The organism is Arthrobacter sp. FW306-06-A (genome assembly GCF_021870055.1).
In the GTDB taxonomy this organism is placed as follows: Bacteria; Actinomycetota; Actinomycetes; order Actinomycetales; family Micrococcaceae; genus Arthrobacter.
In genome coordinates this window covers 78,090-99,430 of the sequence record NZ_CP084552.1, presented here as the reverse complement: position 1 = coordinate 99,430, position 21,341 = coordinate 78,090, and the positions used below count along the sequence as shown (strand labels likewise).

Sequence of the window (21,341 nt, the reverse complement as noted above, 5' to 3'; positions counted from 1 at the left end):
GGAGACTCACAGTGCAGCCTCCGCCCCGCGCCGCTCCACGAGAAGGGGGACACCTTGAGCACGGACGCCGACATGGAGACCAGGCAGGCGCTGCACATCGCCGACAGCCACGACCGGATCCGGGTGCAGGGCGCCCGGGAAAACAACCTGAAGGACATCAGCCTGGAGCTGCCGAAGCGCCGCCTGACCGCCTTCACCGGCGTGTCCGGCTCCGGCAAGAGCTCGCTCGTGTTCGCCACCATCGCCGCGGAGTCGCAGCGGATGATCAACGAGACCTACAGCGCGTTCGTGCAGGGCTTCATGCCCAACCTTGCCCGGCCGGATGTGGACCGGTTGGAGGGGCTGACCACCGCCATCATTGTGGACCAGGAGCGGATGGGCGCCAACCCGCGCTCCACCGTGGGCACCGCCACCGACGCGAACGCCATGCTGCGGATCCTGTTCAGCCGCCTGGGTAAACCGTATGTCGGGCCGCCCACCGCCTTCTCCTTCAACGTGCCCACCCGCAAGGCCAGCGGCATCATGAGCACGGAAAAGGGCGGCCGGGTGGAAAAGAACGTGGTGCGCCAGGTGACCTACCTCGGCGGCATGTGTCCTCGCTGCGAGGGCATGGGGAACATCAGCGACATCGACCGGACTGCGCTGTACGACGATTCCAAGTCCCTGAATGAGGGCGCGCTCACCGTCCCCGGCTACTCGATGGACGGCTGGTACGGACGCCTGTTCGAGGGCATGGGCCTGCCCATGGACAAACCGATCGCCAAGTTTACGGCGAAGCAGCTGGACACGATGCTGTACGCCGAACCCACCAAGATCAAGGTGGAAGGCGTCAACCTCACGTTCGAGGGCATCATCCCCAAGATCCAGAAGTCCATGCTGTCCAAGGACGTGGAGGCCATGCAGCCGCACGTGAAACGCTTCGTGGAGCGGGCGGTCACCTTCGCCACCTGCCCGGACTGCGGCGGAACCCGGCTCACCCCGGAAGTGCTCAACTCGAAGATCAATGGCAGGAACATCGCGGACCTGTGCACCATGCAGATCAGCGACCTGGCGAAATGGATCCGTGACCTGGACGAACCCTCGGTCCGGCCGCTGCTGGCCGGGCTGCGGGACCTGCTGGATTCCTTCGCCGAGATCGGCCTGGGCTACCTGTCCCTGGACCGCCCGGCGGGCACCCTTTCCGGCGGCGAGGCGCAGCGGACCAAGATGATCCGCCACCTGGGCTCCTCGCTCACCGATGTCACCTATGTCTTCGATGAGCCCAGCATCGGGCTGCATCCGCACGACATCGAGCGGATGAACACGCTCCTGCTGCAGTTGCGGGACAAAGGCAACACCGTGCTGGTGGTGGAGCACAAACCGGAGATGATCGCCATCGCCGATCACGTCGTCGACCTCGGCCCCAAAGCCGGCACGGGCGGCGGCGAGATTGTCTATGAAGGCGACGTGGACGGGCTCCGTTCCAGTGGGACCATCACCGGCCGGCACCTGGACGACCGCGCCCGACTCAAGGAATCCGTCCGGAAGGCAACCAGCGCGCTTGAAGTCCGGGGCGCCTCCACGAACAACCTGCAGAATGTGGACGTCGACGTCCCTCTCGGCGTGCTGTGCGTGGTGACGGGCGTGGCCGGCTCGGGGAAGAGCTCGCTGATCCATGGCTCGCTGGCCAAGCGGGAGGGCGTGGTGGTCATCGACCAGGGCGCCATCAAGGGGTCCCGCCGCAGCAACCCGGCCACCTACACCGGCCTGCTGGAGCCCATCCGCAAGGCCTTCGCCAAGGCCAACGGGGTGAAACCGGCGCTGTTCAGCTCCAACTCCGAGGGCGCCTGCCCCACCTGCAATGGCGCCGGGGTGATCTTCACCGAGCTCGGCGTCATGGCCACCGTGGAGTCCACCTGCGAGGACTGCGAGGGCCGCCGCTTCCAGCCCGCCGTCCTCGAATACACGTTGGGCGGGCAGAACATCGCCGACGTTCTGGACATGTCAGTGGACGCGGCGCTGGCGTATTTTGCCGGGGGTGAGGCGAAGACGCCCGCCGCGCACAAGGTCCTTGAGCGGCTGGCGGACGTCGGCCTCGGCTACATCACCCTGGGCCAGCCGCTCACCACGCTGTCCGGCGGCGAGCGCCAGCGGCTCAAACTCGCCACGCAAATGGCGGAGACCGGGGACGTGTACATCCTGGACGAGCCCACCGTGGGCCTGCACCTGGCGGACGTCCAACAGCTGCTGGGCCTGCTGGACCGGCTCGTGGATGCAGGGAAGTCGGTGATCGTGATCGAGCACCACCAGGCGGTGATGGCGCACGCGGACTGGGTCATCGACATCGGCCCGGGAGCAGGGCACGACGGCGGCAGGATCGTTTTCGAGGGAACGCCGGCTGAGCTGGTGGCCGGGCGGGCAACGCTCACCGGGCGGCACCTGGCAACGTATGTGGGGGCCTAAAGGCGGCCCAGGAAGGCGACGGTGGCGGCGGCGATCTGCTGCTGGGCGGCCTGGCGGCTGACGCCGGGTTCGCCGTCGCCCGGCTGGTTGCCGTAATCGCCAAAGAACGCGTGCACTCCGCCCCTGACAGCCGCAAATTCCGTGTCGGCGGGCAGCAGTTGGCGGGAGGCGTCAATTTTTGCCGGGGTGCTTAGTCCGTCGCTACTGCCGGAGACGGACAGGATGGCCAATCCGGTCCTTCCCCGCAGCGACTCCACAGGGTAGGAGGCGTACAGGACCAGGCCCTTGATGTCGGCGTTGTGGAGGGCGAACGAGGATGCAGAGACACCGCCGAGCGAGTGGCCTCCCACGGCCCAGGTAGTGATGTCCGGGTTGTCCCCGATGGCGCCGCGGGCCTGGTTGCCGTCCAGCAGGCTGAGCCCCAGCGGTTCCTTCAGGATGACCACCCGGTACCCGGCGCCTACCACCGGCGCAAGAATGTCCTGGTAGGCCCGGGCATCCACGCGCGCGCCGGGGTAGAAGACCAGGCCCTTGGAAGTGGCGCTCCCCTCGGGTGACATGGTGACGGCGGCGTTCGTTTCGGTGACGCTGAAGTCCGACGTCGGGCCCGCCTCCGCCGTCGCTCCCGGCTGGTAGGCAAAGGGGTTGAGCCAGGCAAGCCCGGCAGCGAACGCCAGAACGGCCAACCGGCCCAACCATGCGCCAACAATCCTGGGTAGGGAGCGGGGCCGGGGAACATCCCGGCGCAGCCACAGCAGGACCGCCCAAGCCACGCCCGCGGCGCTGGCCGCCAGCAGGATTCCCGGCAGCAGCGGATGACCGGCCAGGACGGCGGGGTTCCCGGCCAGCATCCACACGGCAACCCCCGAGAGGGCCGCGGCGCAGACCACTGATACCCAGAAAATAGCCGTCCGCCGTCTGGGCGGCGCGACGGCGGCCGGGGAGGATGAGGTGTCCATGGTTCCTGATCCTGCCACCGAAGCGCGGGATTTCAATGCCGGCCTGCCCTACGCTGGTTTTACCAGGGCCCGCGGCCGCAGGGTTCCCTGGCCGAGCTTGCGAGGTGAGGGAACGGTTGGGGACCTACCGGTACGACGTCGAGATCCTGCATCTGCTGGTGTCCCCCGCGCATGCCTATTTCGGCCGTGCCCGGGACGGTGCCGCCGACGTTCCCACCACTGATGCAGACCAGGCGGAGGTGGTGGCCGGCAAGGGCATCGTGGGTGACCGGTTCTTTGGCAAGGCCGCGCACATGGACGCCGCGGTGACCCTGTTCGCCGTCGAATCCCTCGAAGCCATCGCCGCCGAGCTGGGCGCCCGGCCGTTCGATCCCCTGCTGACCCGCCGGAACGTGGTGCTCCGCGGAGCCCAGTTGGCGCCCCTGCTGGGGCAGGACTTCACGCTGGAATCCGGCGGGTCTGCGGTGTCCCTGCACGGCGGCCGGCACGCCCAGCCTTGTGCGTGGATGAACGAGATGCTGGCGCCCGGCGCGCATCCGGCCATGCGGGGCCGCGGGGGCATCCGCTGCCGGGCCGTCTCCAGCGGCTTCCTGCACCGGGGCCCTGCGGTGCTGGTCAGTCCGGTACCGCTGCACACGGACCGGGCCGGCGAAGCGACCCTGCTGCGGCCATCCCGCCTGCCGTAGATCCGGGCGCCCCGCGGCGGGGGACCTGCATCCTGTTGGTCCTGAAGCTCCACGGCAGTCCGGCGGACCGGCTTGAGGAACTCACCGGCGAGCCCCACACCCTGCGCCGCAAGCCTGGGATTACAGATTAGTTGAGCGAATAACTGATTCAGGAATCTTATTTACAACTTTGTCATACCGGGATAGGTTCATCCCCAGCGAACCACATCAGGTCCGCTTCACCCGAACCTACCGAGGACAGCTATGACATCACCCAGGACTCTGGCCACAAGCCTCATGAGCCTCACAACAGCAGCACTGTTCGCCCTCTGCTCAGCGGGTCAGGCAACGGCGGCGCCCGCATCGCCGGACACCAAGGACGTTGCCGGCGTCAGCAGCATGGCCCTCGCCGACACAACCGGCGCCGACTACTGGACGCCCGAACGCATGCGCTCGGCCATCCCGGCGGACGTTCTGGCGAAAAAGGCTGTGGACCGGCAACAGTCCAGCCCGGCCATCCTCCCGGAGCAGGCTAAGGTCCCGGAGACCAAGATCCAGGGCTCGGCACCCCAGATCCAGACCAAGGCCAACGCCAGCGAAAGCCCCGTGTCCCACATCGGCAAGGTGTTCTTCACCCTCGGCGGCACGAACTATGTCTGCTCGGCAAACTCGGTGGCATCGGCCAACCGGAACACCGTGTCCACCGCCGGCCACTGCCTCAATGAAGGACCCGGAGCCTTTGCCACCAAATTCACGTTTGTTCCTGCATACCTGAATGGCTCCGCACCCTACGGAAAGTGGACCGCCAAGGCGCTTTACGCCCCAACCCAGTGGAGCTCGTCCGGCAGCATGGAGTATGACACGGGCTTTGCCGTAGTAAGCCAGCTCAACGGCCGCAACCTCGCCGACGTCGTCGGGGCCTCCGGGGTGAGCTTCAACGCCGCCCGCGGCCTCGCCTACAAGGCATTCGGCTATCCGGCAGCCTCACCGTTCAACGGCGAATCCCTGAAAAGCTGCTCCGGCACCGCCACCAACGATCCCTACAACCCCCAGTTCAACAGCCAGGGAATTCCCTGCAACATGACGGGCGGTTCCTCGGGCGGGCCGTGGTTCATCGGCACCAGCTCCAGCGGCTACCAGAACTCGGTCAACAGCTACGGCTACGGCAGCAACTCCACCAAGATGTACGGCCCGTACTGGGGTTCAGTGATCCAGCAGGCGTACAACGCCGCGTCCTCAGCCCCTTAAAGCGGACGACGGCGATGCCCGGCATCTTCCGCTGATCCACGCCGGCTTCACAATGAACGCAGAAAGGTCCGGTCGGTGACTCACACCGGCCGGACCTTTCTGTGGCGTCACGGAGGGCACTCCCCAGTGGTCGGGGTCAGGTGATGGCTGTGGCGTTGGCCGGGGAACCGGTAGCCCCGGTGATGTTCAGGGGCTTGATGCTGATGAAGGCATCCCAGCTGCCGGTGGTCCTCATGTGCCGGGCCAGGGGCGTGAGTTTCCAGAGTTCGCCCAAGGGCAGGCCGAGTTTGGCCAGGAGTTGCTGGTGCATCATGCCGTGGTCGTTGGTGGCCGAAGACCGGTACGGGCTCTCAGGTACCGCTGGCAGGCATTCGAACGCGAAGTTGTCCGCGGCGACAAGAGCGAACTGGCTGTCCCACGCCCAGGCCACGAACTCCTCCGACTGTGCCACACCGGACGCCTTGCGGCTCTCGCGGATGCGTTGCTTCTCCTCCGGACCAAGCGCAAGGAACCATTCGCACCAGCCGGTGTGGAGCATGAGAATGTCGCCGGGACGGGTGGTGATGGATTGCGCCGCCATGGCTGCCTGGACCAGGCCCAGGGTGAGAGGTTCCCCGGCAGCGTGGTCGATCGGCTCTCCCGCAGCGTTCCGGTACCCCTCCACGTCGACGAGCACGGCCCGGCCGGTGATCGGGTGTTCCGCCCATTCCTGGATGCCGAGGTCCGGGGTGCCTTCAGTGATCCGGTCATCCGCGGTGCCGTTATAGAAGCCCACGTCGTCCAGGATGTCCCTGACAACCCGCCTTCCCGCTGCAGGAGATCGGCGAAGCGCGGAAACTGTTTGTGCCCGGTCATCGGGTGGTTGCTTCCTGTTGCTGCGGCGACTGCTTTTGCGGGCGCTTGTAGCTGAGCAGGAACCCGGCCACCGCGCAGACGGACGCCGCAATGCAGATGGGGGGCTTGATGAAGTTATTGAAGAAATCGAGCCATCCGCCCTGGCCGGCCACCAGCCCAGCGGCCTGCCCTGCCACAAACAGAACGCCACCGATGAGGAGCGCTCCGAGGGTGATGACGAAGACGGTTTCGGTGACTCTTCGAGATGTGTCCATGGTGGTTCCTTAGATCGGCAGGACGCCGAGGATGATCAACACGCCGATGACCAGCAGGGGCAGGGCGTAGTGGGTGAGCAGGCGCGCGAAGGTCTTGATGGGGTTGACGTCCGCTATGCCACAGGCAACATAGAGCGGGGCGCCGCCGGGCGGGACCGCCGCTTCGCAGGAGGAGAAAACCAGGACGGCGACGGCGGCCGTGGTGGCCGGAACACCGGCCGCGACGAGGGCTGCGACGCCAACCGTCCCGACGGCGGCCATGGTGGCCGTGGCGGACAGCGGGGCCGCGACGGCGATGACGATCAGGCCGATCAGGATGGCGAGCAGCCAGAGGGGGAGGTTCATGCCGTTCAGGAGTGCCGTCATCTGCTTGGGAAGGCCGGTGGCGGCGAGCGCATTGGCACCGGCGAAAGCGAAGACCACCGTCACGCCAACAATTCCGAAGCGCGGTGCAGAGCCTTGGAGCAGTTCGACCCAGGCGCGGCCGGTGCGTGGCAGTTGTTTCCGCCCCAGCAGGGCACCTGTGATGAGCAGGACCACAGGGATCCAGACGATCACGCTGACGGACTTGCTGACGTCACCACCGGTCCAGTCCGAGAGCGCCGACGTGAGGAATCCCGAGGTGATGACCAGCGGGATGGCGACGACGACGAACAGCAGGAGGGTGGCCCAGCCCTGGCCGAAAGCGGCCCGGACGGACATCCGGTGGGCTGCATCAAGGGGTGCCATCCCGCTTTTGCGGATCAGCAGCCAAGTGACGATGAGCCGGTGCAGGAAGCACCACAGGCCGCCGAAAAGCAGTGGCAGGACCAGCGCGTTGATGTTCAGGAGGGGCCCCACCGTGGCTGAACCGACCAGGACGAACATGGAGGCGCTGAACGGGAAGGTAATGCCCATCCCCGCGTTGCCTGCCACAAGGGTGGCGGCCGCGGGCTTGTCCAGCCGGGACTTCTCCATCCAGGGGATGGTGACCGACCCCACGGTCGCGGCGATCGCAGCCTGGTTGTGGACCACGCCGCCCAGCCCCGCTGAAGCCACTGTCGAAACCCATGCCGGCCCGCCCTTCACGCCGCCAATCAGGGAGTTGAGCAGGTCGATCAACCTGTCCAGGACGCCGCCCTTGTCCAGCAGGTAGCCCATGAAAACGAAGGCCATGGTGGCGTAGACAATTTCGTCAGTTGCAGCCGAATAGAGTGCCGACCATCCAACTTGCGCCGCGGCTGCGCCGGTGAACGGGAGGACCACCAGGAATCCCAGGATCATCGCTTCCCCCACGCTGCGCTTGATCAAGGTGGTCCAGAGCAGGATGACGGCCAGATAGGCGCCGAGTGCCCAGATACCGATCATGCTGCTGCTCCTGACGGCGGAATGCCGGTTGTTGTGGAAATCATGTGTTGCCTGTTCCTGATTGTGCCCGACCGGGCGGTCAGCGCAAGGCCGGTTCCGTTGCGTGCGCGATGCGGGTCAAGGCATTGGCGGAAGCGGTTGTCATCTCTGCGGGGACGCCAAGGTCCGAGAGGTAGCCGGCGGTGTCCTGCATCTCCCTGGACCGGCGGGCGGCATGTTTGGCGGTGCCGGTGAGGAACCTGTCGATAACGGCCTGGCCGTCACCGGCAAGCTGCCCGGCAATCTGGGCGCGGATCCAGTCCTCGAGGCCTGCGGCCTTGCCTGCCGTGACGGCCTCGACCACCACGGAGGCCAGGCCCTTCATGAGGACGCTGCGCAGCAGCTTGTGCGCCATGGCCGCCCCGGGGCCGCCGTCGGCGATTTCCACCTGGACGCCCAGGGGTTCCAGCAGGGCGGCGACGGCCTGGGCGCCGGGGCCACTGACCATCAAGGGCGTCTTCTCCCCCAGCGCTGAGACCGGGCCGAGGATGGCGACGTCGGCGAAGGCGGCCTGGGTGGGCAGCTGCCCGAGTTCCTGCATGACGCCGGGCGATGAGGAGGTGAAGTCGGCGTAGCAGCTGCCGGGGGCCAGGACCGGCAGGCACTCCTGGGCTACACTGCGGGCAGCTGCGGCTCCGGTCATCACCAGGACGATATCGGCCCCTTCACAGGCTTCTGCAGCGGTGGCGGCGCGGGTGACGCCGGCGGGGGTGGACGCTGCCACGGGGTCGAACCCAGTGACCGCGTGGCCGGCAGCGGTAAGTGCCGCGGCGTAGGTGGCGCCGGCTTCGCCGAGGCCAATGACGGTGCATGCTGTCATGGAATTGGTGTCTTTCTTGCTTGGAAAGGTGCGGCGGCTAGGAGCGTGCCGCGACGATGGTTTGACGGCGGTTGGTTTCGTCCGCGAACACGGCCTCCGCTGCTTCGGCGACGGCGTTTGCCTGTTCGCGGGGAACCACCACCACGCCGTCGGAGTCTCCGATGATGATGTCGCCTGGCAGGACAGGAACACCGCCAAAGGCGACGGCGGTGCCCATTCGGAACGGACCGTCCTTGTAAGGACCTGCCGGCGAAGTAGCCCGGGCAAAGACCGGCATGCCGATCTCACCCAGCGCCTCGGCGTCGCGCGCTGCTCCGTCCAGCGCAAAGCCCGCGACGCCGAGGTTGATGGCGCGCTCCCCTATTAGTTCCCCCAGCAGGGCGCGGGACTCATCGCCGCCGCCGGCAACGACAATGACGTCCCCGGGCCGCACCTGCTGCAGGGCGGCGTGGATTCCCTTGTTGTCTCCGGGCCGGGTCCACACCGTGAAGGCCGGTCCTGCGAGCTTTGCACCGGGCCAGACGGCCTGGATGGCCGAGTCGGCTACGCCGAGCCGGTCCATGGCATCGCCGATGTTCGCGGCGGGCAGCTTGGCGAGGCGGTCCACTACGTCCCGGTCCGGCCGGGCGAAGTCAACGTCAACAGTGTCAAGGGCTGGGGTTGTCATAGGGGTTCTTTCGGTGGGTGGGGCGGGTGGATCAGTCTTTTTTCTGGACCAGCGGGAGGACCTGCTTGAAGTCGCCTTCCTGGCCGGCCCACATCTGTTCGTAGTCCTTGGCCGTGAGGTAGCTGGTCTGCAGGCCCAGGTCCTTCATCTTCTGCACTACGGCCGGGTCTTCGATGGCCTTCTCAAGGGCAGCTTCGAGTTTCTTGGCAACGGCATCGGGGAGTCCGGCCGGTGCGGAGTAGCCACGGGCGGTGCCCGCTTCGACGTCGTATCCGGATTCCTTAAAGGTGGGCACGTCAGGCAGCGCCGGAGAGCGTTCGGCGCTCATGACACCCAGGACGCGGGCCTTGCCCTGCTTGGTGAGGTCGTTCACGTCGCTGACGTTGGCCACCAGGACGTCCACGTGCTTGCCGAGGAACGCGGTGGTTGCCTGCGAGGCCCCTTCGGAGAAGTGGACCGGGGCAAACTCGGAGCCGGTGACCTGCTGGATCTGGGCCAAGGCGAAGTGCTCGCCCGTCTGGATGCCGGTGGTGCTGGCGGTGAGGGACTTGGGGGTGGCCTTCTCGGCGTCCAGGAGTTCCTTCAGCGTCTTGTAGGGACTGTCCGGCTGCACGGCGATAACGGCGGGGTCAAAGACCTGCCGGCCCAACGGCTTGAAGCTGTCCCGGGTGTACTTTGCGCCGCGGGCGGGATCGAGCGGCGAGACGACGACGGACGGTGAGCCCGTCGCGCCGATGGTGTAGCCATCCGGCTTGGCGCTGGTCAGCGCTGTGTAGCCGATCTGGCCGCCTGCGCCGGGCTTGTTGACCACTTCGACCTTGGTGCCGAGTTCCTTCTCCAGGACGGGCTGGATCAGCCTGGCGGCCGTGTCCACGGCGCCGCCGGAGGAGAACGCGACGATCAGGTCGATGGACTTCCCCTTTTTCGGGAAGTCGGTGGCACCTGCGGTCGAGTTGGAGGCGCCGGCGTTGGCGTTGGCGCCGCAGCCGGTGAGGGCGATCAGGGATGCTGCTGCGAAGGCAGCAATGATTTTCTTGCGTGACAAGGGTCTTCTCCTTTGAAGTGATGCGGATGGAGCGGGGATGGGTGTTTGTTGGGGAGTCTTAGGCTTCGGGGTCCTCGGTGAGGGCTTTGGGCTTGCGGATTTTCAGCAGCGGGCTGCAGAGGATCAGCAGGCCGACGGCGATCAGCACGGCTGAGATTGGCCGGCTGAGGAAGACGCTGAAATCGCCCTGGGAAATCTCCAGCGATTCGCGCAGCGAGCGTTCCATCAGGGGGCCCAGCACCAGGGTGAGGACCATCGGGGCCAGCGGAATGTCGAGGTTCCGCAGTGCAAGGCCCAGGAGGCCGAAGCCGACCATGACGTAGACGTCGAAGACGCTGAAGTTGATGGTGTAGGCGCCGATGACCATGAACAGCAGGATCACGGCGGTCAGGATGGGGGTGGGGACGCGCAGGATGGAGGTCCACAGTCCCACCAGCGGAACGTTGAGCAGGAGCAGGATGACGTTTCCGATGAAGAGGCTGGCGATGATTGCCCAGGCAATATCCGAGTGCTCGGTGAACAGGCTGGGCCCCGGTGTGAGGCCCTGCTGGAGGAAGGCTCCCATCAGCACCGCAATGGTGGGCGATGCCGGGATGCCCAGGGTGAACAGCGGGATGAGTGCCGCGTTGGCGTGGGCGTTGTTGGCGGTTTCGGGGCCGGCCACACCTTCCACCGCGCCCTTGCCGAGCTCGTGGCGGAAGCGGGAAAACTTCTTCTCGGCGGCGTAGGACAGCAGGGAGGACACCGATCCGGTCATGCCCGGGATCAGGCCAAGGCCGAAGCCGACGCCGGTGCCGCGGGCCATGGACGGAGCGCTTCGCCGCCACTCGGTCCGCGATGGGAACAGCTGCCGGAAACCGGGAGCGTGGACGATGGGGGTTACGTCGTTCCGGCGGAAGGAGAGGATTTCCGAGAGCCCGAAGACACCCACGATGACGGCCACGAAGCTCACGCCGTCCAGAAGGTTGTCGATGCCAAAGGTGAAGCGGGGGGCGCCTGCCACGGGGTCGATGCCCACCATGGAGATCAGCAGGCCCAGCGCGCCGGAAATCACGGCCTTGACCAGGGATTTTCCGGCCAGGGCCACCAGCAGCGAGATCCCGACGACCATGAGCGCGAAGAACTCGGGCGGGCCGACCAGGAGTCCCATTTCACCGAGAGGCTTGGCCGCCGCCACCAGGCCTACGGTGGCGATGGTGCCGCCGATGAAGGACCCGACCGCGGCCAGCGTCAGCGCGGCCCCTGCCCTGCCGATCTTGGTCATGGCGTAGCCGTCGATGGTGGTAATCGCGGACGACGCTTCACCGGGGGTGTTCAGCAGGACGCTGGTGATGGTGCCGCCGTACTGGGTGCCGTAGAAGATGGCGCAGAGCATGATGATCGACCCCGCAGGGTCCAAATTCAGCGTGATCGGGATCAGCAGGGCCACGCCTGCCACTGGTCCTACACCGGGCAGGACCCCGATGATGGTGCCCAGCAAACAGCCGAGGAAGGCAAAAATCAGGTTCTGCCAGGTCATGGCGGTGGCAAAGCCGCCAAGGAGTTCATTGAGGGTTTCCATGCCTAAAGTCCGATCAGGTTCAGCGGAGCGAGTGACGAAACCGGGAGTGCCACGTTCAGGCCGTAGTTGAAGGCGTAAAAGGCGCCGACGCTCCCCGCCAGGGCGATGATCAGGGAGGGCACCCACGCCCGGTGTCCGCGGATTTTCAGGTGGTAGAGCAGGAACGCGAACATGCTCAGCTGGAAGCCCAGCAGGTCCATCACGGACGCCAGGATGACCAGGCTGGCCACGACGGAAATGACCACTCCTTTGTCCACACCTTCACCTCTGGCGCTCGGCCGGCGGAGTTCCTGGAGGAGCCAGACTGCCGACATCGCCACCAGGAGCGTCCCCATCGCGAAGGGGAACAGTCCGGCGCCCGGGCCCAAGGACGTCCAAAGGCCCAGGCCCAACGAGCTGACCAGGACGTAGATGCCGACGGCGGCGAAGGCGCCAATTCCCGCCAGCACACCGGGAGCAATCCGGATGGTGCTGCCTGCTTTCGTCGTGACTGACTCCGTTGTCATGAGCTTCCTTTTCACAGCGCGTCATTGCGTTTCACAGAATGAAACTATATTGCGTACTGAGAAATAGTGACAGGAGACACAGATGCTGTCAAGCGCAAGTAACCTTACATACAATGAAAGAATGGAAACCACGACTTCCACCCCGGCCAGCACGGCAGAAGAGAGCCCCAAGTCCTCGAACATGCGCTCCCTTTCGAGGGCCATGGAGGTCTTTGCCGAGCTGCAGCGGGCCGAGCGGCCGCAGCGGCTCAGTGATCTGGCGCGGAACTGCGGCATGAGCCTGCCCACCACGCTGAGGATCCTCCGGGTGCTGCAGGATTTCGGAATGGTGAGCCAAACGGACAAGTCCTACCGGATCGGCCCCGCCGTCCTGCCGGCGGCAAAGAGTTTCCTGGAAAACGATCCCTTGGCGGTCGCGGGACGTCCGGTTCTGCAGCAGCTCGCGGCCCAGACCGGAATGTCTGTTTCCCTGCACACCCGGCTCGGGTTTGAGCGGATCCTGGTGGCACGGGTTCAAGGCGAAGCGCCCATGCAGTATGACCTGCCCCTGGGTAAACGCCTCCCCCTGACTCGTGGCGCGGCCGGAAAGATCCTGATCGCGGGCGCCTCCGATGCCGAACTCCAGCAGGTGGTAGCGGCCGCTATCGCCTCCGGTCACGAGGAGCAGGGATTCACGGTTGAGGAACTGAAGTCACGGCTGCCCGAACCTGGTTGTGACTACGCCTATTCTGCGAATGAGCGTGTGGTTGGCGTGCTCTCCGTAGGGGTGGCATTGACGAACAGAGCCGGCCGCGCCAACGAATCAATGGCTTTGAACTGCCCAGCGGAGGCGACGACCGAGGAGAAGATCAAAGCCAACGTTCCGGAACTGCGCCGTGCCGCCAGGCGACTCTCCGAACTGCTGGAGGGCTCCGTCTACTGAGCGGCAGCCCTCCGGCCCACTGCAGGAAGGCGGACGACGGCGTCACGCACGGCACGCCTTCGGCCCACCCTTGGCGGGGGTACCCCGGAAACGCGGGCCACCGCCGTCGTACGCTGACTGAAAGCGTGCCCAGCGTGACGGACCTGCCGGAGAAGGGCTCCATGGGCAGGCGCGGGAAAAGGAGGAGACAGCCACCGGCTGTCCCCTCCTTTTCAGGTCGATGGTGAAGTTATGCGTGCAGGTTTCCGGCCCGGCCGGCCCTCGGCGCCTCAAGGTCCTCCAGCGAAGTGCCCTTGGTGTCGCTCGACATCAGGGTGGCCACCGCAGAGACCAGGCAGATGCCCAGCGTGGTCAAGCCGATCGTAAGCGGTACATTGGCGGATCCTGGAGGCGCGATCGCCGTGAAGATGCTGGGAAAGAACGAGGCAATCATGAGCCCGATGTTCTGCGATACCGCAAAACCGGTCACCCGGATCCGCATGGGGAACTGCTCCTGGAAGAACGTGGCGAACGTGGCGTTCCACATCTGGAAGAAGATGCCCTGCACGATTACCACGCAGACGAAGACCAGCGGAAGGCTTCCCTGCTCGATGGCCCACAGGTAAACGCCCACCAGCAGGCCTCCGACCATGCCGCCGGCCGCCATGAGCATCCGCCGGCCAACCCGGTCGCTCAGCGCGCCGAACAGCGGGATGGTCGCCACGGCCGCGATGTTGGCCACCAGCGTGACCCACAGGAACTCACTGCTTGAGAAGCCATTGCCGTAGCCCTTTTGGGTGGCGTAGGAGACACCGAAGATCAACGTGGCCATGCCGATGACGTTGGTGAAGGTCATGAGGACGCAGCGGACCAGGACCCCGGGGCGGGTGCGCAGGAGTTCCACGAGGGGAAAGCGGCGCTTGGTTTCACCGGCACCGGACTGCGCCACATACGTGGGCGGTTCCTGCACGCGGCGCCGGATGAAGTACCCGGCCAGGATCACGACGGCGCTGAGCAGGAACGGGATGCGCCAGCCCCAGCTGCCGAACTGGTCGGCCGGGAGGACTGCGGCGAGAGGGAGCAGGACCGCGGTGGCAAGGATGGAGCCCACCTGGGTGCCCTGCAGGCTGAAGCTTGCAAAGAAGCCGCGCTTGGCATCGGGAGAGTGCTCGACGATCATGGCACTGGCGCCACCCAATTCCCCGGCCACGGCAAAGCCCTGGATCAGGCGAAGGATCACCAGGAGCGCCGGCGCCAGGAGGCCTACTTGGCCGTACGTGGGCAGCAGCCCCACAGCGAAGGTCGCGAAGCCCATAAGCAGCATGGCGAAGACGAGCACCTTCTTGCGTCCGTGCCGGTCACCGTAGGCACCCAGGACGACGGCGCCCACCGGACGGGACACGTAGCCCACGGCATACGTGGCAAGGGAGGCGATGATCCCGACGGTTGGGTTCTCCGAAGGAAAGAAGATGGAGGGAAAGATCAGCGTTGCCGCCAATGAGTACAACGCGAAGTCGTAGTACTCCAGGGCGCTTCCGATCCAGCCGCTCATCGCCGCTTTCCGCGGATCCCGCGAAGGGGCGTCAACACCCTGGCTGGGAACGGCGACGCGGGTGGGGGTGGTGCTCATGTGCTTATGTCCTTCGTCTTCATTGGCAAGGAACCGGAACCGCTGGGCTCAGCAGGTGTTCTTGGCTGTGTCTGCGCCGGAATTGGTCCAACCGGACCTGAAGCGACAGCTCTTGAATCGATTCATCCAATATAGAAGGTGACCCCCGTTACGTCAACGGGCAAGCGTTATCCCCCATTCTCCCCGCGGTCCCGGCCGTTCCTCGGAAGGACCCTGCCTGCTACCGGCTGGCGTAATAGGCCGCAGCCATGTCCTGCTTGGCCCGACCCTGCTCCGACACCCGGTCCAACCTTGCGGCGAAAGCTTCCGCGCCGTCGAGCTTCACGCCCTGCTCAGCAGCCGCATCGACAATGAGGTGGGCATCCTTGCACGCCGTATCCACTGCGAAGGAGGCGGGGTCCAGGCCGTCTTCCATGATGAGGCCCATCTTGGTCCGCAAGTAAGGAAGGTCAAGGCCGCCGCCTTCGATCACGCCGAGGAACTGCTGCGGATCGACCCCAAGGGCTTCGGCGAGCGCAACCACTTCCCCGGCGGCGTTGGAGGCGGCGATGACCCAGCTGTTGACCACGAGCTTGAGGCGGGCTGCCGATCCGGTTGAGGCGTCTTCCCCAGTCCAGATGGTGCGGGCGCCGATGGCGTCGAGGACTTGCTCCACGCGCCGGCGCACAGCTTCGGGCGCGGCGGCAAGGACCAGCAGCTGGCCGGCTTCGGCAGGACCGCGCGTACCTGAGACCGGCGCCTCCACTAGGTCCAGGCCAAGCTCGCCGGCCAGGCCAGCCAGGACGGGTACGTCCCGCACGCCCACGGTGGTGGACTGAACCCAGGCCGTACCGGCCTTGAGCCCCGGGGCCGCGGAGCGCATGACCTGCTCCACCGCGGCGGCGTCGTACAGCATGGTCAGGACCACATCAACATCTGCCACTGCTTCGGCGGGGTTGGCGGCCCGGTGTGCGCCGTCTGCAGCCAGCGGTTCGGGTTTTGCCGGATCCCGGTTCCACACGGAGACGTCGTGACCGGCACGCAGGAGGTTGCGGGCCATGGCCGCCCCCATGATTCCGGTTCCCAGCACAGCCACTTTGAGCTTCGTATCCATTGAGCAGTCCTCCTTGGTCCAGGTTTGGCTTTCCCTACCAACTCAACGTCTCCAGGATTCACTCACTTATGCAAACAGCGTTCCAGCGGAATGTCGGCGCCCCCGCCTAGACTCGTACCCATGAGCGACAGCAACCAGGAAACAATCGGCAGCCCGGAACCCGAACCCAATGCAGGCCTCAACAGGGACCCGGAAGACTGGGTGACCGGGGACGAACCCATGACGGCGGCACAGCGCAGCTACCTCGACACGCTGGCGCGCGAGGCCGGGGAGGAACTGCCCGCGGACATGAGCAAGGCTGAGGCGTCAAAGCACATCGACCGGCTGCAGCAGCGCAGCAACCGCGTGGCCGGCGACGGGGCCGGCAGCTAGGCTGCCGGAGCCGCAACACGCTGACGACGGCGGCAGCGCAGGATGGTGCCTAAAGACAGGATTGCGCCAAAGACACCTGTGCGAAAGGCGACTGCCCAGCGGCGGCTACCGGAGGTTGGGTGACGAAAGCCCGCTGAAAAGGAGCCTTACCAGGCCTGGCACTCACGGGTGACGCCGAAGGGAACCGTCTCGCTGAGGTCAACGGTGAACTGGTTCACGCCGTGGCGGGTTACCAGGATGCCGTGGCGCTTGCCGCTGAGCGCATGGGCCTTAGCGGCTGCGACGGCGGCGTCGAGTTCGCTGTCCATGCTTTGGCGGTCGGACACGGTGAGGGTCAAGGGGAAGTTCATGGAGTTGCCTTTTGTTTCTTCGGGGGTGGTGGTCATGCACCGCCCTGCGCTCCCCCTGGCTGCATCGGCGGCGGACGCCTCAGCGCCTCGATCCATGGTGCCCGAGCATGCTTGAACCATCAACTTTACATAAAGCCCGCAGGTCAGGCGTCAGACTACCGGCCATGTCCTGACAATTACACCCCTGAAGCGCCGTCAATTAGAGTTGAACAGGAGTGGCAGTCGGTTTTCGAGGCCTCCGCCGCCTCCCGCAACCCGCTTTGCGGCATGACCCGAGCCATTATTGCGCGACCGCTGACTGTGCAACGACCTGACAAGGATTCCGCCATTTCCACCGACGCTCTTTTCGGCAATCTGACCAGGATCCGCAACCTCATCCTCCCCACCCCGGTGCGGAACGGATTGAACACGGGGCGCGGGCTGCTGGGCGGCTTCATCGTGGTCCATCTTGTCTTCCTGGTCTTCGCGGCTTCGCTCTCCCTGCGCGGCGAGGCGTTCAGTGACACCTTCATTTACCGCGACTGGGCCATGGCGGGGTTCAACGACGCCAACCTGAGGGGCGGCCCCAGCCCTTGGGTCTACCCCATCCTGGCGCTGATCCCCATGGCGATCGCAGGGCTGGCGGGACCTGCGCTGTTCTTCTTCGTCTGGGTCCTCATGACCACGCTCCTCAACGGCTGGGCGCTCCTGAAGCTGACGGATCGCGGCCGGAACAAACAGGCCATCCCTGCCGGTTGGTGGTGGCTGGTGTTCACCTTCCTGATGGGCTGGCTGGGCTTCGCCCGCGTTGACGGGCTGACCGCGCCGCTGGTCCTGGTTGCCTTGGCCTACGGCGTCCAGCGCCCGTTTGTTGCCTCGGTCCTGCTGGCCATCGGCACCTGGGTGAAAGTGTGGCCGGCGGCCATCATGCTGGCCCTCTTCGCCGTCGTGAAGAACCGCCTGCTGGTGGTGCTGGCAGGGGTGGTGACCACCGTCGGAGTGGTTGCGCTGGCAGCCGTGCTGGGCAGCGTTCCCAAGCTGTTGAACTTCCTCACGCAACAAGGTGACCGCGGAATGCAGCTCGAGGCCACCTTCACCACCCCCTGGCTCTGGCTTTCCGTCCTGAACGTGGGCGGCTCCCGCATGTACATGAATACGGACATCAACTCGATGCAGGTGGACGGGCCGGGCACCGCCATCATGTCCGTCCTCATGCAGCCGCTCCTGGTCCTGGCCGCCGTACTGGTGGCCGGGCTGACCTTCTGGGCCCTGCACAACGGCAAGCAGCACAGGGTGGCCGGCGGTGTGGACCGCACCGAACTGCTCCTGGCCGGCGCGCTGACCCTGGCCACCGCCTTCGTGGTGTTCAACAAGGTGGGCTCCCCGCAGTTCATGGTGTGGCTGGGCCCCGCCGTCGCCGTCGGCCTTGCCCACAGCTGGCGGGAATGGCGTGTCCCGGCACTGATGCTGATCGCCATCGCCGTGGCGACGTACTTCATCTACCCCCTCTTCTACGATGCCCTCAGCCACAACAACCCCTGGATGGCGCTGGTGCTGACCATCCGCAACGTCCTGCTGGTGGTGCTGTTCCTGTGGAGCGTCCGGCGCCTTTACTCGCTGGGCAAGAAGACGGCCGCACCTGCCCCCGCGCTCAAGGAGACCTAAGATTTCCACGAGGTTCTTTGACCGCCTGGTGACGGTCCGCACCAAACTGCTCCCGGCAAAAGTGGTGGACTGGTTCGCCCGCCCGTCCAGTGTCTGGTGGGGCTTCGCCGTCGTCCATCTCTATTTCCTGGGCTGGATGGCGTCCTTCTTCCTGAACGGCGATACGTTCAGCGACACCGAGCAGTACCGGCAGTGGGCCATGGACGGCTACAACCCGGCGGACCTGACCGGCAAGATCAGCCCCTGGGTCTATCCGGTGCTGGCGCAGATCCCCATCTTCCTCGCCAATCTTGCCGGGCCCAGTCTCTACCTCCTGGTCTGGTTCCTGATCATCGCGGCGCTCAACGCCGTCGGCCTGCTCTACCTCACCCGGGGCCCTCGGAAAGTGACGGGCGTTGCGCCGGCCTGGTGGTGGCTGTTCTTCACGGTCTTCATGGGCTACCTGAGCTTCGCCCGGGTGGAAGGCATCACGGCCCCGATCGTGCTGATCGCCCTGCTCTACGCCGCCGAACGGCCCGTGGTGGCGGGCCTTCTGCTCAGCATTGCCACGTGGATCAAGGTGTGGCCGGCCGCCGTCCTGGTGCCCATCGTCATCGCAAGCCACAAGCGCCTCCAGGTGGTGCTCGCCGGCGTTGCCGTCACCGCCGTCGTGGGCCTGGGGACGTGGCTGTCCGGCGGTCTCCCGCACATCATGGACTTCCTCCTGAACCAGGGCGAGCGCGGCATGCAGCTCGAGGCAACGTTCTCCACCCCCTGGGTCTGGTTGAGCGTGTTCCATATCGCCGGTTCGAAAATGGCGGACAACACGGCCATCAACTCCACCGAGGTCTACGGGCCGGGAGCCAGCACCGCGGCGTTCCTCATGCAGCCGCTGCTGATCCTCGCCGCCGTCACCGCGGCCATCCTGCTGGTGCGGGCCATGCGCCGCGGCGCGGAGCGTGAGGAACTCTTCCTTGAGGGTTCGCTCATGATGGTCACCGCGTTCATTGTGTTCAACAAGGTGGGCTCGCCGCAGTTCATCATCTGGCTGGCCCCGGTGATCATTGCGGGCCTGACGCACGACTGGGAGCGGTGGAAAGTCCCGGCGGCCCTGCTCATGGGCATCGCCATGACAACCTTCGTGATCTACCCCCTGTTCTACACCCCGCTCATCCACGCCCACCCGGTCATGGCCGCCATCCTCACCACCCGCAACGTGCTCCTGGTGGTGCTGCTGTGGTGGTCGGTGAAGCGGACGGCCGAGCTGGGACGGAAGACTGCAGCGACGGTTCCGGCGGGAGCCTAAGGGGCTTCGCGGCGTTCGACGGCGGCGCTGTCGCCCTGGCGGGCGGCCGCTGCCCGGCGCTGGGCCCGGCGTTCCAGAGCCCACTCCCAGCCCCGGCGGGCCAGGTCCAGCGGTTTGCCTTCGATGAGCAGTTTGCGCGTGTGGACGTCCAAAACCAGCAGGTAGAACGTGAACGCCAGGGCGGTGAAGAACGCCAGGGACGAGGCGTCGATGGGCAGTTCCACGAAGGACCAGACCGAGAGTTGGTCCTGGGCGCCGAACACGACAAAGAACGTCACGCCCACGTACAGCGACCGGATCTGCCAGTCGTCCCGGATCCCGGTGACGGCAAGGAACGGCAGGAACCACAGGATGTACCAGGGCTGGATGATGGGCGAGAGCATCACGACGGCGGTGAACGCCAGGGCCATCCGGCGCACCGCCCGGGAGTAGTCGCCGCGGAACATCAGCAGCAGGACCAGGGCGATGGCGGCCCACTTCATGGCGGTCCGCAGCCACGTGGCCAGCGTCCCGCCGGGCAGTCCCAGCGCGTTGGCGAGCATCTCCACCTGCTGGCCGAGGAAGCCTGACGGTGAGTAGCCGGTGTAGCCGGGGGTGGGATCCATGATGGCCCAGGTCCATCCGATGCCCAGATTGAATGGGATGCCGCTGAGGACCAGGACGCCGAAGCTGATGCCCGCCGTCGCGGCCCACATCAGGAACTTGCGCGGCCAGGTGGCGGAAGGACCGGCCCACATGATGCCGATGAACGGCAGCAGCAGCACGGTAATGGGCTTGATGCCGATGGAGGCGGTGACCAGGAGGATGCCAAGCAGGTAGCGGCGGGTGGCGGCGAGGTACACGCCCGCGACGGCGAGACCCACCATCAGGGCATCATTGTGGGCGCTGGCGATGAAGCTGATCAGGAAGAGCGGGTTGGCCACGGAGATCCAGAGGGCGCGCGCACCGTTGATGCCGTGCAGTTCGGCCAGTTTGGGCACGTAGATGACGCACAGCAGCACCCCGACGCCGGCCAGCAGCCGGAAGAGCAGGACGGACGCGTCCGGCTGGGCTCCCGTCAGTCCCACCACCGCCCGCGCCAGCCACAGAAAGTAGGGGCCGTAGGGGGTCCGGTTTTCGGCCCAGGCGGGATCGGCGCCCAAAGCGAACCAGTTGTTGAGGGTGGAAATGCCCACCTCGTACGGGTTCTGGCCCTCCATCACCAGTCTGCCTTGGCCGGTGTAAGCGTAGACGTCGCGGGAAAAGACCGGCACGCAGAACAGCAGGGGCAGGGACCACGCGGAGATGGCCACCACCACGGAACGCAGGGACGACTGTCCCCAGTCCCCCAGCCGCTGGCCCAGGCGCAGCCACGAGCGCATCAGCAGCATGGCGCCGGCCGTCAGCAGCACAGTGGACACCGCCACCCCCCAGCCTTCGGTGCGGAGCGCGATCACCACAGGCTGGCGGATCATGGGGGAACCGTTGGCGATCCAGCCCGTTCCGATGGAGCCGACGAACATCATGAGGGCGCCGATGAAACCCTCGAGGGTTGCCAGGTAGGCACGACCCTTGGCAGGCATGGAAGCGTCGGCCGAGGTGCCCGGCCTGCTTTCCGATGTCCTGAGGTGCGACCCGCCTGCCGTCATGATTGTGTGGTCCCCTACTTCGTTACGGCA

At 66.0% G+C, this 21,341-nt stretch carries 19 protein-coding genes and 1 pseudogene; 7 read left to right on the top strand and 13 right to left on the bottom strand.

From position 1 onward, the window contains the following. Positions 1 to 72 precede the first annotated feature (72 nt). Complete coding sequence (locus LFT49_RS00495; RefSeq protein ID WP_237430576.1) at positions 73 to 2,442, top strand: ATP-binding cassette domain-containing protein; 2,370 nt, start codon at positions 73 to 75, stop codon at positions 2,440 to 2,442. On the opposite strand, the gene LFT49_RS00490 is transcribed toward LFT49_RS00495, so the two are convergent. Beyond that, positions 2,439 to 3,401, bottom strand: a complete 963-nt coding sequence (locus LFT49_RS00490; RefSeq protein WP_237429377.1) for an alpha/beta hydrolase — start codon at positions 3,399 to 3,401, stop codon at positions 2,439 to 2,441. The two genes, LFT49_RS00495 and LFT49_RS00490, sit on opposite strands and share 4 nt — an antisense overlap. 104 nt (positions 3,402 to 3,505) lie before the next feature. Here LFT49_RS00490 and LFT49_RS00485 point away from each other — a divergent pair, with 104 nt between their 5' ends. Next, a complete protein-coding gene (locus LFT49_RS00485) occupies positions 3,506 to 4,087 on the top strand; it encodes an MOSC domain-containing protein (RefSeq protein ID WP_237429376.1) in 582 nt (193 codons plus the stop codon). Positions 4,088 to 4,330: 243 nt separating this feature from the next. Then, positions 4,331 to 5,314: a trypsin-like serine peptidase gene (locus tag LFT49_RS00480; RefSeq protein ID WP_237429375.1), complete on the top strand. Its 984-nt coding sequence runs from the start codon at positions 4,331 to 4,333 to the stop codon at positions 5,312 to 5,314. Between the two features lie 136 nt (positions 5,315 to 5,450). Here the strand turns inward: LFT49_RS00480 and LFT49_RS00475 are convergent. The 8 genes and pseudogenes from LFT49_RS00475 to LFT49_RS00440 form a co-directional block, all read right to left on the bottom strand. Beyond that, positions 5,451 to 6,095: pseudogene (locus LFT49_RS00475) on the bottom strand (cyclase family protein); the annotation flags it as partial. A 70-nt stretch (positions 6,096 to 6,165) separates the two neighbouring features. After that, positions 6,166 to 6,423, bottom strand: coding sequence for a hypothetical protein (locus LFT49_RS00470; protein ID WP_236820915.1), 258 nt, complete (start codon positions 6,421 to 6,423; stop codon positions 6,166 to 6,168). A gap of 9 nt (positions 6,424 to 6,432) precedes the next feature. Further along, positions 6,433 to 7,770 carry a TRAP transporter large permease subunit gene (locus tag LFT49_RS00465; protein WP_236820914.1) on the bottom strand — a complete coding sequence of 446 codons (1,338 nt, stop codon included), beginning with the start codon at positions 7,768 to 7,770 and terminating at the stop codon, positions 6,433 to 6,435. 79 nt (positions 7,771 to 7,849) lie between these two features. After that, a complete protein-coding gene (locus LFT49_RS00460; protein WP_236800466.1) occupies positions 7,850 to 8,629 on the bottom strand; it encodes an NAD(P)-dependent oxidoreductase in 780 nt (259 codons plus the stop codon). Positions 8,630 to 8,666: 37 nt separating this feature from the next. Further along, positions 8,667 to 9,296, bottom strand: a complete 630-nt coding sequence (locus tag LFT49_RS00455; RefSeq protein WP_236800465.1) for a methyltransferase — start codon at positions 9,294 to 9,296, stop codon at positions 8,667 to 8,669. Between the two features lie 31 nt (positions 9,297 to 9,327). Beyond that, entirely contained in the window at positions 9,328 to 10,341 is a 1,014-nt protein-coding gene (locus LFT49_RS00450; protein WP_236800464.1) for a tripartite tricarboxylate transporter substrate binding protein, read from the bottom strand. Between the two features lie 58 nt (positions 10,342 to 10,399). Beyond that, on the bottom strand, positions 10,400 to 11,902 hold the full coding sequence (locus LFT49_RS00445; RefSeq protein WP_236800463.1) for a tripartite tricarboxylate transporter permease: 1,503 nt from the start codon (positions 11,900 to 11,902) through the stop codon (positions 10,400 to 10,402). 2 nt (positions 11,903 to 11,904) lie between these two features. Continuing rightward, entirely contained in the window at positions 11,905 to 12,408 is a 504-nt protein-coding gene (locus LFT49_RS00440; protein WP_236800462.1) for a tripartite tricarboxylate transporter TctB family protein, read from the bottom strand. A gap of 121 nt (positions 12,409 to 12,529) precedes the next feature. On the opposite strand from LFT49_RS00440, the gene LFT49_RS00435 reads away from it, so the two are divergent. Further along, positions 12,530 to 13,330 (top strand): IclR family transcriptional regulator, encoded by an 801-nt coding sequence (locus LFT49_RS00435; protein ID WP_236820910.1) that lies wholly within the window; start codon positions 12,530 to 12,532, stop codon positions 13,328 to 13,330. Between the two features lie 229 nt (positions 13,331 to 13,559). Here the strand turns inward: LFT49_RS00435 and LFT49_RS00430 are convergent, their stop codons facing one another. Then, entirely contained in the window at positions 13,560 to 14,939 is a 1,380-nt protein-coding gene (locus LFT49_RS00430; protein ID WP_236820909.1) for an MFS transporter, read from the bottom strand. Positions 14,940 to 15,159: 220 nt separating this feature from the next. Further along, positions 15,160 to 16,032 carry an NAD(P)-dependent oxidoreductase gene (locus LFT49_RS00425; RefSeq protein ID WP_237429374.1) on the bottom strand — a complete coding sequence of 291 codons (873 nt, stop codon included), beginning with the start codon at positions 16,030 to 16,032 and terminating at the stop codon, positions 15,160 to 15,162. Positions 16,033 to 16,152: 120 nt separating this feature from the next. On the opposite strand from LFT49_RS00425, the gene LFT49_RS00420 reads away from it, so the two are divergent. Beyond that, positions 16,153 to 16,404 (top strand): DUF3072 domain-containing protein, encoded by a 252-nt coding sequence (locus LFT49_RS00420; protein WP_237429373.1) that lies wholly within the window; start codon positions 16,153 to 16,155, stop codon positions 16,402 to 16,404. A 146-nt stretch (positions 16,405 to 16,550) separates the two neighbouring features. Here the strand turns inward: LFT49_RS00420 and LFT49_RS00415 are convergent, their stop codons facing one another. After that, positions 16,551 to 16,754: a hypothetical protein gene (locus LFT49_RS00415; RefSeq protein WP_236820908.1), complete on the bottom strand. Its 204-nt coding sequence runs from the start codon at positions 16,752 to 16,754 to the stop codon at positions 16,551 to 16,553. 354 nt (positions 16,755 to 17,108) lie between these two features. Between LFT49_RS00415 and LFT49_RS00410 the strand changes: the two genes are divergently transcribed. Both LFT49_RS00410 and LFT49_RS00405 read left to right on the top strand, forming a co-directional pair. Beyond that, positions 17,109 to 18,398 (top strand): glycosyltransferase family 87 protein, encoded by a 1,290-nt coding sequence (locus LFT49_RS00410; RefSeq protein WP_237430575.1) that lies wholly within the window; start codon positions 17,109 to 17,111, stop codon positions 18,396 to 18,398. Between the two features lie 28 nt (positions 18,399 to 18,426). After that, positions 18,427 to 19,683, top strand: a complete 1,257-nt coding sequence (locus LFT49_RS00405; protein WP_236820907.1) for a DUF2029 domain-containing protein — start codon at positions 18,427 to 18,429, stop codon at positions 19,681 to 19,683. On the opposite strand, the gene mptB is transcribed toward LFT49_RS00405, so the two are convergent. Further along, complete coding sequence (gene mptB / locus LFT49_RS00400) at positions 19,680 to 21,311, bottom strand: polyprenol phosphomannose-dependent alpha 1,6 mannosyltransferase MptB (RefSeq protein WP_237429372.1); 1,632 nt, start codon at positions 21,309 to 21,311, stop codon at positions 19,680 to 19,682. The two genes, LFT49_RS00405 and mptB, sit on opposite strands and share 4 nt — an antisense overlap. Positions 21,312 to 21,341 lie beyond the last annotated feature (30 nt).

What these genes read in the sequence shown, in the direction of transcription:
- LFT49_RS00495 (WP_237430576.1), top strand. Translation starts at nt 73, where the DNA reads ATGGAGACCAGGCAGGCGCTGCACATCGCCGACAGCCACGACCGGATC.
- LFT49_RS00490 (WP_237429377.1), bottom strand. Translation starts at nt 3,401, where the DNA reads ATGGACACCTCATCCTCCCCGGCCGCCGTCGCGCCGCCCAGACGGCGG.
- LFT49_RS00480 (WP_237429375.1), top strand. Translation starts at nt 4,331, where the DNA reads ATGACATCACCCAGGACTCTGGCCACAAGCCTCATGAGCCTCACAACA.
- LFT49_RS00470 (WP_236820915.1), bottom strand. Translation starts at nt 6,423, where the DNA reads ATGGACACATCTCGAAGAGTCACCGAAACCGTCTTCGTCATCACCCTC.
- LFT49_RS00465 (WP_236820914.1), bottom strand. Translation starts at nt 7,770, where the DNA reads ATGATCGGTATCTGGGCACTCGGCGCCTATCTGGCCGTCATCCTGCTC.
- LFT49_RS00460 (WP_236800466.1), bottom strand. Translation starts at nt 8,629, where the DNA reads ATGACAGCATGCACCGTCATTGGCCTCGGCGAAGCCGGCGCCACCTAC.
- LFT49_RS00455 (WP_236800465.1), bottom strand. Translation starts at nt 9,296, where the DNA reads ATGACAACCCCAGCCCTTGACACTGTTGACGTTGACTTCGCCCGGCCG.
- LFT49_RS00445 (WP_236800463.1), bottom strand. Translation starts at nt 11,902, where the DNA reads ATGGAAACCCTCAATGAACTCCTTGGCGGCTTTGCCACCGCCATGACC.
- LFT49_RS00440 (WP_236800462.1), bottom strand. Translation starts at nt 12,408, where the DNA reads ATGACAACGGAGTCAGTCACGACGAAAGCAGGCAGCACCATCCGGATT.
- LFT49_RS00435 (WP_236820910.1), top strand. Translation starts at nt 12,530, where the DNA reads ATGGAAACCACGACTTCCACCCCGGCCAGCACGGCAGAAGAGAGCCCC.
- LFT49_RS00430 (WP_236820909.1), bottom strand. Translation starts at nt 14,939, where the DNA reads ATGAGCACCACCCCCACCCGCGTCGCCGTTCCCAGCCAGGGTGTTGAC.
- LFT49_RS00425 (WP_237429374.1), bottom strand. Translation starts at nt 16,032, where the DNA reads ATGGATACGAAGCTCAAAGTGGCTGTGCTGGGAACCGGAATCATGGGG.
- LFT49_RS00420 (WP_237429373.1), top strand. Translation starts at nt 16,153, where the DNA reads ATGAGCGACAGCAACCAGGAAACAATCGGCAGCCCGGAACCCGAACCC.
- LFT49_RS00415 (WP_236820908.1), bottom strand. Translation starts at nt 16,754, where the DNA reads ATGAACTTCCCCTTGACCCTCACCGTGTCCGACCGCCAAAGCATGGAC.
- mptB (WP_237429372.1), bottom strand. Translation starts at nt 21,311, where the DNA reads ATGACGGCAGGCGGGTCGCACCTCAGGACATCGGAAAGCAGGCCGGGC.